Below are 15,250 nucleotides of genomic sequence, written 5' to 3' on the forward strand. Positions count from 1 at the left end.
TTATAGCTAAGGGGGAGTAGACATGGAGGATATAGCGAAGTTAACAGAAGTAAGCAAGGAATTCCGTAACGGCAGAGGCATTAGCGGTGTGAATCTGTCGCTGCAAAAAGGTGATATCTACGGATTGCTCGGACCTAATGGTGCCGGCAAAACGACCCTTCTAAAAATGCTGACCGGACTCATTTCTCCAAGCTTCGGAAGCATTTCATTGTTCGGACAAGATTTGGAGCGTTCCTTCGCATCAGGGATGCGGAAGGTGGGTTGTATGATTGAATCCGCTGATTTTTATGATTATGTCACCGCGATTCAATATTTGAAACTGAATGCCAGCTTTTATCCGAATATCCGGGCGCAACGGATTGATGAAGTACTTGAGGCTGTGGGTTTAGCCGCTTTTGGCAAAGAAAAAATAAGACACTTTTCCACCGGCATGAAACAGAAGCTTGCCATGGCCTCGTCGATTCTGCACTCCCCCGAACTTGTCATCTGGGATGAGCCGACGAATGGACTGGATATTGAAGGGGTGGTTCACTTCCGCGCGCTAGTACAACAACTATCTGCTGAACAGGGGATTACCTTCCTGATTTCCAGTCATATGATTCATGAATTGGAGCAGCTCTGCAACAGAGTAGGGATCTTGAATCAAGGCGTTCTGATCCGTGAAGGCAACGTTCAGGAGCTGCTAACGGATAATCATTCTCTGGAGCAGTATTATATCGCGGAACTTCAAAAAGGAAAGGAGCTGATGAACCATGGACGGCTTGACAGCAGGATTTAAAAACGAACTCCAGCTCATGATCTATCGTAAAAAGACAATCTTCTTCTTCGCAATATCCGTATTCATTCCGTTGCTGCTGATTGCACTATTTCATTCGCTGCAGCCTGTTCTGGGACTGTTTACAGTCAGTCCAACCTATCCAGTCCAGATGCTGGAGATCTATACAATCTTCTTGATTCCGCTGTTTCTGTTTCTGGAGATTGCTGATTTATTTCCACAGGAAGTCTCCTCTAGGACCTTGAAACTGGCCCTGCTGCGGCCCATTACGAGATTAGGTGCTTATATGGCTAAGTTTCTTGCGCTGGGGGTAGCGATCGGAGCATTGCTGCTTCTTCTTGGAACCGTGAGCACCTTGTGTAATCTAATATTTGGAACCTCAGGCACCGGAAGTATCGACGCTTTCGGATTACTAAAAGCTTACGTAGCAGCGTTCCTGTCCATGTGGTCCCTTGCAGCCTTGTTTGTATGCATGGCCCAATTTTTCCGGAGTGCTGGCGGCTTTCTTGTGTTCTCAATTCTAATATACGCAGGGACCAAAGCCGCTCCTTACTTTCTGCAAGGCTTCTCCTCCTTCTCCATAACTTCATATACAGGCTGGTATTCCTTATGGCTAGGACATTCCATCTCCGTTGCCAAGCTGGCAACGGGTTCGGTATTTGTGTTATCCAGCCTGGTTATGTTTTTGGCCCTAGGCTATATCTTCTTCGAGAGGAAGGAGGTCTAGCCTGGAATTTTGGTGGTAAGCAAATCATTCATGCTGTTATATGGAAGGGGAATGGGTCGATGAATAGCACAAGCACTTTAGTAGAGAGAGAACTCCAATTATGGAACAAGGTTCCGCAGGTCACGATCTTTTTCTGGATGATTAAAATCATGGCTACGACTGTGGGAGAAACGGCAGCAGATTATCTCAATTTCAATTTGAATTGGGGATTAACAATCACCACTCTCGCAATAACGGGTCTGCTGATTGTCGCGCTGTTTTTTCAAATGTCGGCCAATAGATATATTCCTTCGTTGTATTGGCTGGCAGTCGTACTGATTAGCGTTGTAGGGACGCTAATTACTGACAATCTCGTTGACAATCTCGGAGTTCCGCTGGAATCAACCACTCTTTATTTCTCTCTGGCCCTGCTGGTTACCTTTGTGGCTTGGTATGCAAGCGAGAAGACGTTGTCGATCCATTCCATTACCACAAGAAAGCGGGAAGCGTTCTACTGGCTGGCGATTCTCTTCACCTTTGCATTGGGAACAGCAGCCGGTGATCTTGTCGCCGAAAGTATGAACCTAGGGTACCTGGTCTCTGCAGTGATCTTTGCCACTATTATTGGATTGATTACCTTGGCACACTTCCGCCTGAAGCTGAATGCTGTTGTGGCGTTTTGGCTATCGTATATTCTGACCCGCCCTATGGGGGCGTCACTGGGAGATTACTTATCACAGCCCCATAGTGAAGGCGGACTTGAGCTGGGGACGACTGGTACCAGCATTATTTTTATCGTTATTATTCTGGGACTGGTTCTGTATTTGACCAAAACCAAGAAAGATCAGGTTTCTCTGTAGTCTCTTTCATTCTCTGAAACCAATGCTGAACTAGAAGGCAAGCGAAACGAGGAGTTTTTCTATGAAACAGAATCCAGTAGTACTTATTGTAACCTCCAAATTCGGAGACGGTCATGTGAAAGCCGCTGAGGCCATCGAGCTCGCTTTTAATAACAAAGGCTTTCGCCGTGTCCACACCATAGACATGCTTGCTGAAGTATACCCTCGTGTGAATGAATTCTTCCGCAGATTCTATTTGAGTGGCTCCGTCCTTTCACAAGAAATCTACGGATTGGTGTATTCACTGACGAGCAAGATGTATCCGGGACACCCCTTGGGGAGTTGGGTTCATTCCATGGGCAAGCGGCAGGTGCAGGAGATCCTTGATAAGATACGACCGGATATCATTATTCATACCTTTCCGTATTTAGCTGCCGCTCAGCTTATCAAGGAGACGGGGCGTCCCGTCCCGACATTCACAGTCCTGACGGATTATGTATTGCATGGAAGATGGTTGCATCCCCATACCACCAAGTATTTTCTCGCCGCCGAAAGTGTGAAGCCAGCCTTCCTGGAAGCGGGAATATCGGAAGAAGCACTCATGGTTAGCGGTATTCCCATTCGTTCAGATTTTGAACAGCTTCAGGATCGTGAGGACCTCTTCGATAAATATGGACTAAGCATTAACAGGCGTTATCTTCTTCTAGCGGCAGGTGCATACGGTGTGTTGTCTAATATTAGAGGTTTGATCCAGAGTGTGGTCGATAAATCTGATTTTGATGTCATCGTCGTGTGTGGGAATAATCACAAGCTTCGAACGGCGACTGAGGATTTATTTGGTCAGAACAATCGTGTCCATGTGCTGGGCTATACGGATAAAATGCACGAGTGGATGTCTATCGCATCTTGTCTGCTGACTAAGGCGGGCGGGATCACTTTGACGGAAGCGATTGCTCAATCCCTCCCGGTTCTAGTCTATCGCCCGCTTCCGGGACAGGAAGCGGGCAATGCAGAGTCGTTGGCAAGCCAAGGAATCATTGATGTTGTTAACAATGAAGATCAGTTCATCCGTAAGCTTCAGCAGATGGAACAAAGAAGCTATAGAGAAGAGAAGCAACAATTAATGAAGAGCTTTTCGCGAAAATCCTCTTCGGAGCTTATTGTCTCGGAAGTGCTGCAAGTGATAGAGGCTCGGCAGCCGGTGGCTCGGCACACCAAACCCAGAATCACCGAAGGGCAGGCGACCACCATGCAGGGTCTCTAAAAGAAAGAGTAAGCAGCAGATCTTTACCGGACTGGCCTTGGTTCTCTTCTTTAAAGAATGGATTGCACAATCATGATTTAAGATTTATTTAATAGTCTCTTCACGATGAGTTTAGGATTATCACTTAGGATTAGCATTGTGCAAGATAAAAACTAGCAATGAAGGGAAGGTAGAAACATGAAGAAGAAATGGCTCTTAACGGGAAGTGCAGTTGGAATTAGTGGTGCGCTGATGTTGGCCACTGGCTTTACGGCGTTTGCAGGAACCTCGGGGTATGAAGATTACAAGGCTGCGCTGAAGAATACGGTGCAGAATCTGCAAAGCGTGACTGTTCAGGCAGATGCAGTTCTTAAGGATAACGGTTCCCTGCTTAGTGGGGCACAAAGTACATTGAAGGCTAACCTGAAGAATGAAGCGGTGAGTGGAACCGTTAAGATTAGCGGTAAAGCAGGTTCTCAGAACCTCAATCTTTATAGTCAGCCTGATGGGCAAGTCTGGAAAAGTGATACCTCCGACACCTACTATGTGAAGCAAGACAAAGCAGAGAAGGATGAGCAGAAACAAGGCAAAGAGCACAAGGATGAAGCTTGGTTCAACAGTCAGGAAGAGACGGTCATTGATGCACTGATCGGTAACTTGAAGAATGAAATCACCTCTACCACTGCAAACGACGGGTCCAAGAATATTTCCCTGCAGCTGGATAGTGCGCAAATTCCGGCGGTTGTTCAAGCGCTCGCACCGGTTGCTTTCAAGCATTTGTCGGATCAATCACAGCGTGAGGACCTGCAGGACAGCGGGGCGAAAGTGCAGCTGAACAATCCGGAGAATCTATTTAAGCACAGTCTGTTTAACGCCAAGGATATCGCGTTGACCGAGGGTGTGCAAATTCAAAGCATCCATCTGAACGCAGTGGTCAATCCGGCCAATGAAATTCAGCGCCAGCAATTCGACATTACATTTACAGGTAAGGATGCGCAAGGGGTGTCCCATACATTAACTGCAAGTCTGGATGTTCAATTGTCGGCTTTGAACACTACCACTCCTGATACCATTGATTTGAATGGGAAAAAGGTGCAGCAAGTACAGGATCATCATGAGGGTAGACATCACGACTAAACGGAGCTAGAAATAGCAATTGTACGGAATTTAGAACGGATAAGAACCTTGAGTTCCTATCCGTTCTTTTTTGAAGTCACGATAAGGATGAGGAGCGCACGATAATTGTGGAAGGCGTTAAGGCAGCTGAAGCTTTCACCCTTTGCATATTAACGGTTTAGACGTGCAGCGGTATTTGCAATCTACCTGTGGGTTCGTTAATTCCGCAGAGGACAACTTTAGCTTGATTAAAATGCAAATGAATCCGTATCATAGAGAGGAGCTATACAATGAACGAGAAGTAAAAACAAGGATTTATTAGTCCTACCTTTGGAGGAATCGACGTGAGTGCAATTTTTCAAATTCATAACTTGGCTAAATTGAATTGGTCGACAGATGCCAACGCTCTGAACAAGTATTTATTCTCACAGATCTCTGCGGAGATCGCCGAGCCGACCAGGATTGCATTGATTGGGGCTTCTGGTCAAGGGAAAAGTACGCTGCTGCGAATCATGGCGCTGCTGGACACGCCGGATGAAGGAGATCTGCTGGTCAACGGTAAGTCTTTTCAACATATTCCTGCCCGGCAATGGCGAATGACTGTTACCTATGTGGCTCAGCAAGCGGTCATGCTTCCGGGGAGTATAGAGGATAATTTACGCATGGTAAGCAAGCTGCATGGCCAGCCGTACGATGTTTCCCTTGCCACCGAGCTGCTAGAGCAGCTTGGACTTGATTATCTGGATCTTGGTAAAGTGGCGGAGGATTGTTCAGGCGGAGAGAAGCAGCGGATTTCCCTCATTCGGTCGTTGCTGCTTCGCCCTGAGATTCTTTTGCTGGACGAGATCACAGCTTCACTGGATATCAACAGCACACAGAAAGTGGAGGCGCTGCTGCTGAATTGGCACAAGCAACAAGGGACGACCTTCATCTGGGTCACTCATGATCTGGAGCAAGCTCGTAGAATAAGTAACCGGACATGGATGATGGACAAGGGCGGCTTACAGGAATACAGCAGTGACGCTTTTTTTAATGAACCTGTGGCGAACTTGGCCAAAAGATTTGTTGGGTCTACGGAAGGAAGTCTGCACTAATGACATTAACCGCACTCAGCTTCACATTGCTCTTTGTAATGGGCACCATGATGGTCTCGATCTGGCAAAAGCTAGGCCTGGAAAAGGATATTGCTATTGGAACTGTACGATCAGCAGTACAGCTTTTGGTCGTTGGTTATGTGCTGCAGTTTATTTTTAATGCTGATCATATCCTATACATAATCCTGATTATTCTTTTTATGATTGCTGTTGCTTCATGGAATGCTGCCAAGCGAGGAAAGGGCTTGCCTGGACTATTTTGGAGGATTGCTCTGGCAATTTCGGCTTCGGAGCTGCTGATGATGGGAATTCTTCTGGGTCTACATATTATCCAGGCTACCCCGCAATATATTATACCGATCAGCGGAATGACGATTGGGAGTGCTATGATTGTCTCCGGACTGTTCATTAATCATATCAAGCAGGAGGTTCAGTCGAATAAGGGAGAGATCGAGACACTGCTATCTCTTGGCGCAACCGCTCAGCAGGCGATGCAGAAGGTTCGGGCAAGCTCCGTGAAATTCAGTATGATTCCAACGATTGATGGAATGAAGACGGTAGGCCTTGTACAGCTGCCCGGAATGATGACCGGAATGATTATTGCCGGAGCCGATCCTATCATAGCTGTCCGTTATCAGATTCTAATTGTATTTTCATTTACTGCTTCTGCTGCGATTACGAGCATGCTGCTAAGTGTGTTGATTTATCGGCTCTTTTTTACGGCTGGTTTGCAATTGAAGCACCCGCAATGAATCTAGGTTTCTGATGACGCTAGACAGGCAAGTAGACATTGATTATAATTGATACTGATTATCATTATCTTTGTGAAATATCTATTACACAAACACTGCCCAATTGGGTAGTGTTTTTTTCTAGAGAGATGGGAGGAGGCTGTCCATGCTAACACCGGTCAAGGCAAATCATTTTCTTAAAGGTGTACTCTACGAAATCGTGGAGGCGCACCAAGATTCTTCAGTACCGGTCTGGGCGAAGAGCGAACCTTTGGCTCATCATATGCTTTTATATATCGCACGCGGTAAAGGACAATTGTACGTTGATGGGCAGCAGCACCAGTTGGAACGGAACACTCTGCACATGCATCGGCCGGGAACCCGATTACAGCTTACGGCCAGCAACGCAGGGGATGAGCTGCAGTTCTACTGGATTGCTTTTGATATCTATCGATTGATGGAAAAGAACTTGAGCCGAAGAGAATATATGCGAGAGCTTGAATTCCCCCTCCAAGGCCAGATCGCAGTTGGTGGCAGCCAGTTCAAGAGACTCTTTTATCTCATGGCTGCGGAAGGTAAGACTGTGAACGACCGGAATCCGTTCATAAGTCAGCAGTATCTGCACGATATGCTGGATGGAATATTACGTTATGCTGAGCCTCAAGCTCTCAATGATATGGATATCCGGCTGAAGCTGACGCTCGATTATTTGCAGAATCATTACAGTGAGGATATTCGGATTGATAAGCTGGCAGAGATGGCGGAGCTGCATCCGTCTTATTATTCCCAGGTATTCAAGCAGGCTATGGATAAATCCCCGGTGGTTTTCCTTACACATCTGCGGATGAATAAAGCCAAAGAAATGCTGCTTCAATCTGACAAGGCGATTAGGGATATCGCTACGGATGTCGGGTATAAGGATGAATTCTATTTCAGTAGACGATTCAAAGAGTCCAGCGGCTATTCTCCAAGGGTTTTCACGAAGAACAAGGACAAAAAAATCATTTCGCTCTCATCGCCTTATACAGATCATTTATTTACGCTCGGCTTAATTCCTAGTGCAGCTCAATTGCATCGTCACATTCCCTTGATTACGAAAGGTCTCACACTTCCTGAGCATGCCAGAGATCCATGGGGGATTAGCCGGGAAGTCTTTCTGTCTGAACATCCGGACCTGATCTTGTGCAAGGATAATGTACTCTCCAAAGCCCGTGAACACATTAATGATGTCGCCCCGATTATAGCCATTCCGTGGGTAAGCCAGGATATATGCGCTCATCTAATGACCATTGCGGAGTTGGTCAACAGGAAGGCAGAGGCTGTGCGGTGGCTGCATAATCATGAACAGAAGGCTGAAAAAATCCGCAAATCGCTTCGCTCTACTGTTGGTGAGGGCACTGTAGCCATATGCGTATGTCGTGAGTCTGAGCTTCGTATGTACGGGGCAAGGAATATCGGACATGTTTTCTACCGCTCGTTGCAGCTTACTCCTCCTGAGAAAATGCAGAAAGAGATGGAGAGACATCCGATCGGCACAGTACATAGCTGGACTGCGATAACCCCTGATGAGCTGGGGGAGTATGAGTCTGATTTCTTATTTTTTGCGGTGGAGACAGAAGGGGACAAGCGCCGGGTCCTTGATTTGCAGAAAAACAACCCTGTCTGGAGACGGCATGCCGCGGTCAGAAATAGACGGGTCTATTTTATCGACTGGGAGAAGTGGATGATCTATGCTCCTTTTGTCATTAACCAGCAGTTGGAGGAAGCCGCTTCATTACTTACCCAATCTGCAAGTCTTGCAGAAATCTAAAAAAAGTCCATGTTCCAATCTTGGATATTGGCATGTACCTATCCGGGAAGTCAGATATAATTAGAAAATGATAATGATTCTCATGATCATTAGGTGAGGGGGAGGCTTTCTAAGCGCAGTCCTATGAGATTAAATCGGAGTATCTGTACGTATCTATGGTTTATCACTGCGATAGCAGGATTATTGCTGACGATTTTCCTGGCGATTTCCTTTGGCGCCAAAGGAATGACACTGGGCACCGTATGGTTGGCTGTCTTTCAATATGATCCTTCGATAACCAACCACCAAATTGTGCATGAACTGCGGCTTCCCCGGGTTCTTGGAGCAGCTATAACGGGAATGGCCTTTGCCGTAGCAGGTGCAATTATGCAGGGGGTGACGCGTAATCCGCTGGCTGATAGCGGCATCCTCGGAGTCAACGCAGGCTCTGCCTTTGCGGTATGTCTATGTTTTGCTTTTATGCCGGGACTCTCCTATTGGGGACTCATTATCTTTTCATTCATGGGCGCAGCTTTAACGACTTCATTTATCGTGCTGCTCGGTTCCTCAACCCGGGGTGGACTGACTTCCATAAGATTAACCATTGCCGGGGCTGTCGTTGCAGCGATCCTTCATTCACTTAGCACAGGCGTCGCGATTTATTTCGAATTGAGCCAGGATTTAGCCTTTTGGTATGCGGGTGGCGTGGCAGGAGTGAATTGGGAGCATTTGCGGATCCTGACACCGATTGTCCTGATCACGATCCTATGGGCGATTAGTATGGGGCGGCCGATTACCTTTATGTCGCTTGGAGACGAAACCGCCGCTAATCTCGGAATACATACGAAACTAATCCGTATCCTGGGGCTGATTGCAGCAGTAATTCTTGCCGGTTCATCCGTAGCTGTAGCAGGTTCTATAAGCTTCGTAGGCTTGGTTGTGCCGCATATTGCCCGGCGTGCTCTCGGAGTGGATTATCGGCTATTGATTCCGTTCTCCGCCCTACTCGGAGGGATATTACTTGTCTGGGCTGATTTTGCCTCGCGAATGGTCAATCCGCCGCAAGAGTTCGCCATAGGTGCAATGGTAGCAATGGTTGGGGTCCCGTTCTTCCTTTACCTGGCCCGTAAAGAAAGGAGAGATCTCTAGCATGGAACCCAATATGACGTCAGTGGAGGCACAAAGGAACAGACGCACGCTCATAGTGAGCAGTAGCCTGATACTGCTTGCTGTAACCGTAATTATGATTAGTCTCAACACCGGAACAGTTTCTTTAACCCCGCTGACGGTGTGGAAAACGCTACTAGGCTATGGCACCAGCGATGAAAAAATGATTTTATTTGACTACCGTATGCCGCGGATTATCATCACGATGCTAGCCGGAATCGGACTGGGGATAGCTGGTGCGGTATTTCAGGGAACGACGCGGAATACGCTTGCCGATCCAGGTATTCTCGGAATTAATACCGGGGCGGCGCTGGGGCTGATCATCTTCGTTTCCTTTTTTCGGACAATGGAAGGTCCAGCTGCCCTTCTGATTCCGCTATTTACCTTTGTTGGGGGCACGCTGAGCGCACTAATTGTTTTTCTGTTCGCGTATGACCGCCACAGGGGGTTAATGCCGATTCGTTTAATCTTGGTTGGGATTGCCGTAGCTGCCGGGATTAGTGCGGTTACCCTTTTACTATCCTTGAAGCTGGATGATAAGACTTATGCCTTCACAGCGCGCTGGTTAGCAGGAAGTGTCTGGGGAAGGGATTGGATACATGTAGGTGCGCTTTTGCCATGGATTCTTGTACTTGTTCCGTTGATCTATAGCCGCTCTAAAGCGCTGGATCTCTTTGTGCTGGGCGATGAGACCGCCTACAGCGTGGGTAGCCATGTTACCCGGGAACGGCTGTCTTTGCTGGGCATGGCTGTTGCACTCTCTTGCGCCAGTGTGTCGGTTGCAGGCGGGATCGGTTTTATCGGTCTGGTCGCACCCCATATCGCCAAGCGTCTGGTCGGCCCGCAGCACCGTTATTTTCTACCGGTAGCTGCGCTTATCGGTCTGGGGATTCTGGTCACAGCGGATACAATCGGCCGATCAATCTTTCGCCCCAATGCCATTCCGGCCGGTGTAGTGGTTGCTGCAATCGGTGGACCATATTTTCTATACTTATTGTTTAAGACAAAATAAAAGATTGAACGTTCTGGAGGAAATGAATCATCATGAAAAAAATCACTTTAGCTATAATCTCAATGATGCTGCTCGCAATATTGGCTGCCTGCGGGAAGTCTAACGAATCGACAAGCTCCACAACAGCAAATCCTGCAGCTACTTCGGATTCAACGCAATCGGAATCGGCTTCACCGACCCATAGTGCGGACGCCAAAATCGCCTCTATGTCCATTCATATCACCAACAATCTGTTGGCTCTGGGTATTACTCCTGCTGGTTCTGTAATCGGCGGTGATCTGAAAGATTTCCTGCCTCATGTGGCTGACCGATTGGAAGGTGTGACCAAGCTCGGGGTGGTAACAGATCCGGATATGGAAGCGGTTCTAGGGTTAAAGCCGGATGTAATCTATATTGATAAGGTCTATTCCGGCGAGGATTTGCCCAAGTTCGAGAAAATCGCTCCAACCCTGACCATTGATATGGATAGCGGAACCTGGCGCGATCATCTCACACGGATTGCTGAGCATGTCGGACGCGAAAAGGAAGCCCAGGATTTCATTCAGGATTACGATGCCAAGGCCGAGCGGGTCAGTGGCTTGATTAAGGAACAGCTGGGTGAGAATGCGAAGGTTATGGCCATCCGAATGACGGCGAAAGAGCTTCGTGTAATGGGAACAAAACGCCCGCTCGGACCGATCATGTTCGAGGATTTGAAGCTGAAAATGGCAGATGGAGTTGAGAAAATTCCAGCCAGTGATCCATACCAGGTAATTTCCAAGGAAGTACTGCCGGACTTTGATGCTGATGCGATCTTTGTGATTATTAGTAAAGGCAATGAGGCGAAGAGCAATTTTGAAGAGCTGGAGAAAAATCCAGTCTGGAAAAATTTAAAGGCTGTTAAAAACAATCATGTCTATATGCTGGACGGTCAAAAGTGGCTAGATTATTCCTCCATCGGCCAAAGTATGGCACTAGATGATGCTGAGCAGCTGTTTCAAAAGTAATTTTTGAAAAAGAAAAGAAGAGACTGTCCTTTCAATTCATTGAAGGGGCAGTCTCTTTTTCATTGAGGAGAAAAGGTATAATTGAGAAAAAGACTATTTCAGAAAATCAGCGCTTGACGATATGCTGGAGCGTAGTCGAAAAAAATAAATCGTTTTTCGACAGAACTGCGTCTTACTTTTAGAACGAGGGGGAGTGATGGTGGAAAATACAATAGATGAGATCAGAAAAACAGATTTTGCACTGTCAGAAGAAGAGGCCTTTTTTGAACGCTTATACGTTGAACGTCGTAAACTGTACGCGATTGCTTACAGCTACCTTGGAAGTGAAGCGGATGCGCTCGAAGTTGTACAGGAAGCCTCTTGCCGGGCTTGGATGAAGCGTAAGAAGCTGAAGGACGAGCAGGCCTTTACACCTTGGGTGATTCGGATCACGATCAATTGCTGTATGGACGAGCTTCGGCGCAAGAAACGCGTATTCCCGGCGGAGAAGCTGGTAGAGAAGGCAGCGCAAGAGATGCAGAGCAACGAACGAATTGATCTGGAGCGGGCGATGAATCGCATGAAGCCCAAATATCGGCATGCCGTGATCCTGAAATACTACCAGGACATGACTACTGTAGAAATTGCCAAGGTGCTTAAAAAACCGGAAGGTACCATCAAGACCTGGGTACGCGAAGGGCTCAAACAGCTTCGGAGATATCTTTAGAGTGCAGGAGGTGAATGATAGTGATCGACAAAGAGAAAGACATTCTGCTCCGGAATGCTTATGAGGTAAACCAGCATGCCGAAGCGTCCCAGGAAAAGCATCTATATAATGCCATGCGAGGTGGAATCATGACAGGGAGAAAACGAGAGCGAAGACGCAAGTATTCATTGGGTATCGGGATGGCGGCTGCGGCCGTAGCGGTTATACTAATCCTTTCAATCGTGAAAGCCCCGGTGAAAGAGGTTGTTCAGGCTACGGTACGGAGTGAAGTGAACAAGCCCTGGAGCGATTCTGAATTGTTCAGATCATCCAGCGTAAGAGATCAATCCTTTGAAAGCTTGCTGGATCGGAATCTTATAGCCCCTGTATACCATAGCGTAGAAAAAAATGGTTTTCGGGCAGAGGTGATGGGAGCTGTTACGGATGGTCGGAAAGTGTACGTCTTGTACAATGTACAGAATGATTCCGTTCACCCGGTAGTTCATGCCGGTTTTACTCTGGATTATGGTGCTGTTAAAGCGCCTTCCATAGGAACTTCACTGGACATAACTAAAGGTACGAGCGAAATTAAGCCGGGCCAAACTAAAAATTTTATATATTCAGCAAATCTATTACCATCAGTGTCCTATCCAAAAGATGTGAAACTCAGTATTATTCTTACCGAGACTTCAGAGAAGGCCCTTCTATCCAGCAGCAAGAAATATCGGACCGAGCTTGATATCCCGTTCGAGCTTGACTCGGATATGCTCAAAGAGCAATCGCATACAGTCACTGCTAACCGCACTTTGATAGTGGATGGACAAAAAATTAATGTGCAGAAGGTACTCTATACGCCACTCGGGACCTATGTTGATATCGAATATGATAAGAATAATGAGAAGCAAATTTTTCAATTGATAAATCCTGTACTGATGGTTGAAAAAGGTGGGAAAACCGAAAAAACGTATTACCCCTCGCTGATTACATCTTACAACTCTGAAATTTACAAGGATAGTTCCAAGGCTACGCTGGTGTTCAAAAGCAGTGAGTATAATGATCCGGACTCCATCTCGTTGAAGGCTTTTGGGATTTCTGCTGTGGAGAAGGATCAGATGAAGATTGTCGTTGATCTTAATAAGAATCAGATTATTGAAGCCCCGGGAAGTAATCTTGAACTTGTCGAGCCTAAGCCAGAAGATTATGCAGAGCCCGGAGAGATCCTGTTGCGGCATAAGTTTGATAATGCACATTACCTAAGCACAGATAACGCCTTCTCGGAAACGTTCACTGACGCGGAAGGTCAAGTGCATAAAAAAGTCAGTGTGAATAAAACCACTCCAGGAGGGAGTTGGGCTGGCTCTAGTGTGTCTAGGGATGGTACGGCAGAAGATCAGCTTCGTTATCGGTTCGGAGAGAACGCTAAGGATTATCCGCAACCGCTGACAATAACCATTGAGAGATATAAGAATCCGATTATGGATACACAGGCTGTAGAGTTGTACTCGAAAAAGTAAGAGAGGGCCTGCCTTTGAACGGCCTCTAAAATGCTAAAAAGCTGCTACGGAACCAGCAGTTCCGAGCAGCTTTTTAATTTACGCTTATGCTGATCATAGCGGAGCGTAGCTACCTATGGAAGAACTGCAATCAAGCGATTTTACCCCAAGATTTGCTAGTTCTAGACTTGGTATTATGAAATTTAATGAAGCTAGCCATTCGCCAAATGGCAATATAGGTTAGGGTGAATACATTATTCAGGAAACCAAGTGTCTTCGGATCAATGCCGGAAATGAACAAGAAGTCAAGTAAGCGGAGCGAGAAGATAACAATAATTAAAACATAAAGAGACACGTTTCTTTTATAATACATCTTGCCATCCGATTTCCGCTCAAATTGTGTCACCAGAATTAATGGGATCGACAGAATCGCACCTATAACAATCGAGCTAATAATTCTGCCAGATGTAAGCACCAACGAAGGGTCGAACAATTCAAACAAAGATGAAGAGATATAGAGAACCGGAATCAAAAGTTTCCGACCAGATTCGTGCAGTGGCTTCTTACTGCCCTGGATAACGCCCCTCAAAATAAGTACGATAATTAGGAATGAGATTGTTAAAGATAATGGATTCATGGTAGCACCTCGTCTGTTTTTTGTGTAACCTAAGTATCGCGGATATTTAAAATTTTTATAAGTGTACAAAGTAATTCGTTAAGGTGACTTTTGTCATCTTCCCGCAAAAAAACAACGTCAGACGAGGATGTGAAATTACACCCCGATCTGACGCTGTTTTAAGATTAATAACTTCTACCACACAAAAATGAACAGCAGGTTAGCCAATGAAAAGGTGAAGACGGCATAATCACTGAGCCGGAATCGATAGATACGGATCGGTGTACGGCCTTCGTCACCCTGGTAACAGCGGGATTCCATCGCTACGGCCAAGTCCTTGGCACGGAGAATGGACATCACGAACAATGGCATCAGCATTGGCAGTACGCCGCTGAAGCGGGAGGTGATCCCCTTTCGGTGGAAACCGCCTCCGCGGGCCAGCTGTGCCTTGCGAATTTTGTCGAATTCTTCCATAAGGATGGGCAGGAAACGCAGAGCGATGGAGAACATCATCACGGCTTCATGTACGGGGAGCCGCCATTTTTTCAAAGGCTTCAGCAAAATCTCCAGCCCCTCTGCGAGCAGAATAGGGGAAGTCGTCCGCACCAGCAGAGAGAGCAGCAGCACGATCCCCGCAATCTGCTCACACATCATGATTCCTTTGATGGCCCCTGGCCTAGAGAAATGAAGCGGTCCCCAGGTGATCATTACATCCCCTGCGCTCGTCACCAGTAAAGCTTGATAAATCATTGTCGAAGCGAAGAAGAGTGACAACGACAAGAGGGTAAAGACCAATACCCGCCAGGATAACTTAGCAACTCCCCACAGTGCAATAAGAATCAGAAGCTGAGCCGTCTTCAGCTCCGGGCTATGGGTCAGCAGAAGCGCAGCCCCGAACAATAGCACAGCTAATATTTTCATCCGCGGGTCCCAGCGCTCCAGCCAGGAATTGCGTTTCTGATAAAGTAAGAAGCTTTTTCCGGACATACTATTCCCTC

At 46.8% G+C, this 15,250-nt stretch carries 15 protein-coding genes; 13 read left to right on the forward strand and 2 right to left on the reverse strand.

Features of this window, described 5'->3' with window-relative positions; translation table 11 throughout:
• Positions 1-22 precede the first annotated feature (22 nt).
• The 13 genes from HPT30_RS17770 to HPT30_RS17830 all read left to right on the forward strand — a co-directional run bounded on the left by HPT30_RS17770 (position 23) and on the right by HPT30_RS17830 (position 13,657).
• Positions 23-778 carry an ABC transporter ATP-binding protein gene (locus HPT30_RS17770; protein ID WP_175372691.1) on the forward strand — a complete coding sequence of 252 codons (756 nt, stop codon included), beginning with the start codon at positions 23-25 and terminating at the stop codon, positions 776-778.
• Positions 753-1,502, forward strand: a complete 750-nt coding sequence (locus HPT30_RS17775) for an ABC transporter permease (protein WP_175372692.1) — start codon at positions 753-755, stop codon at positions 1,500-1,502. Before HPT30_RS17770 ends, HPT30_RS17775 begins: the two co-directional genes overlap by 26 nt.
• Positions 1,503-1,561: 59 nt before the next feature.
• Positions 1,562-2,341, forward strand: coding sequence for a COG4705 family protein (locus HPT30_RS17780; protein WP_175372693.1), 780 nt, complete (start codon positions 1,562-1,564; stop codon positions 2,339-2,341).
• A gap of 61 nt (positions 2,342-2,402) precedes the next feature.
• Positions 2,403-3,584: an MGDG synthase family glycosyltransferase gene (locus HPT30_RS17785; RefSeq protein WP_175372694.1), complete on the forward strand. Its 1,182-nt coding sequence runs from the start codon at positions 2,403-2,405 to the stop codon at positions 3,582-3,584.
• Between the two features lie 177 nt (positions 3,585-3,761).
• Positions 3,762-4,700 carry a hypothetical protein gene (locus tag HPT30_RS17790; RefSeq protein WP_175372695.1) on the forward strand — a complete coding sequence of 313 codons (939 nt, stop codon included), beginning with the start codon at positions 3,762-3,764 and terminating at the stop codon, positions 4,698-4,700.
• A 323-nt stretch (positions 4,701-5,023) separates the two neighbouring features.
• A complete protein-coding gene (locus tag HPT30_RS17795) occupies positions 5,024-5,773 on the forward strand; it encodes an ABC transporter ATP-binding protein (protein WP_175372696.1) in 750 nt (249 codons plus the stop codon).
• Positions 5,773-6,525 carry an ABC transporter permease gene (locus tag HPT30_RS17800; RefSeq protein WP_175372697.1) on the forward strand — a complete coding sequence of 251 codons (753 nt, stop codon included), beginning with the start codon at positions 5,773-5,775 and terminating at the stop codon, positions 6,523-6,525. Before HPT30_RS17795 ends, HPT30_RS17800 begins: the two co-directional genes overlap by 1 nt.
• Before the next feature lie 145 nt (positions 6,526-6,670).
• The gene (locus HPT30_RS17805) at positions 6,671-8,314 is read left to right on the forward strand and encodes an AraC family transcriptional regulator (RefSeq protein ID WP_175372698.1); all 1,644 of its coding nucleotides are present in this window, start codon (positions 6,671-6,673) and stop codon (positions 8,312-8,314) included.
• A 123-nt stretch (positions 8,315-8,437) separates the two neighbouring features.
• Positions 8,438-9,442 carry a FecCD family ABC transporter permease gene (locus tag HPT30_RS17810; protein WP_175372699.1) on the forward strand — a complete coding sequence of 335 codons (1,005 nt, stop codon included), beginning with the start codon at positions 8,438-8,440 and terminating at the stop codon, positions 9,440-9,442.
• 1 nt (position 9,443) lies between these two features.
• On the forward strand, positions 9,444-10,472 hold the full coding sequence (locus HPT30_RS17815; RefSeq protein ID WP_246317231.1) for a FecCD family ABC transporter permease: 1,029 nt from the start codon (positions 9,444-9,446) through the stop codon (positions 10,470-10,472).
• Positions 10,473-10,504: 32 nt separating this feature from the next.
• A complete protein-coding gene (locus tag HPT30_RS17820; protein WP_175372700.1) occupies positions 10,505-11,458 on the forward strand; it encodes an ABC transporter substrate-binding protein in 954 nt (317 codons plus the stop codon).
• Positions 11,459-11,654: 196 nt separating this feature from the next.
• The gene (locus HPT30_RS17825) at positions 11,655-12,164 is read left to right on the forward strand and encodes a sigma-70 family RNA polymerase sigma factor (protein WP_175372701.1); all 510 of its coding nucleotides are present in this window, start codon (positions 11,655-11,657) and stop codon (positions 12,162-12,164) included.
• A gap of 20 nt (positions 12,165-12,184) precedes the next feature.
• The gene (locus tag HPT30_RS17830; protein WP_175372702.1) at positions 12,185-13,657 is read left to right on the forward strand and encodes a DUF4179 domain-containing protein; all 1,473 of its coding nucleotides are present in this window, start codon (positions 12,185-12,187) and stop codon (positions 13,655-13,657) included.
• A gap of 130 nt (positions 13,658-13,787) precedes the next feature.
• Here HPT30_RS17830 and HPT30_RS17835 read toward each other — a convergent pair whose 3' ends face one another.
• Both HPT30_RS17835 and HPT30_RS17840 read right to left on the reverse strand, forming a co-directional pair.
• Positions 13,788-14,273, reverse strand: coding sequence for a CcdC protein domain-containing protein (locus tag HPT30_RS17835; RefSeq protein ID WP_175372703.1), 486 nt, complete (start codon positions 14,271-14,273; stop codon positions 13,788-13,790).
• A 174-nt stretch (positions 14,274-14,447) separates the two neighbouring features.
• Positions 14,448-15,239 (reverse strand): energy-coupling factor transporter transmembrane component T family protein, encoded by a 792-nt coding sequence (locus HPT30_RS17840; protein ID WP_175372704.1) that lies wholly within the window; start codon positions 15,237-15,239, stop codon positions 14,448-14,450.
• Positions 15,240-15,250: the final 11 nt, after the last annotated feature.

The sequence above is a fragment of the Paenibacillus agri genome (assembly GCF_013359945.1).
GTDB classification, from domain to species: domain Bacteria; phylum Bacillota; class Bacilli; order Paenibacillales; family Paenibacillaceae; genus Paenibacillus_AQ; species Paenibacillus_AQ agri.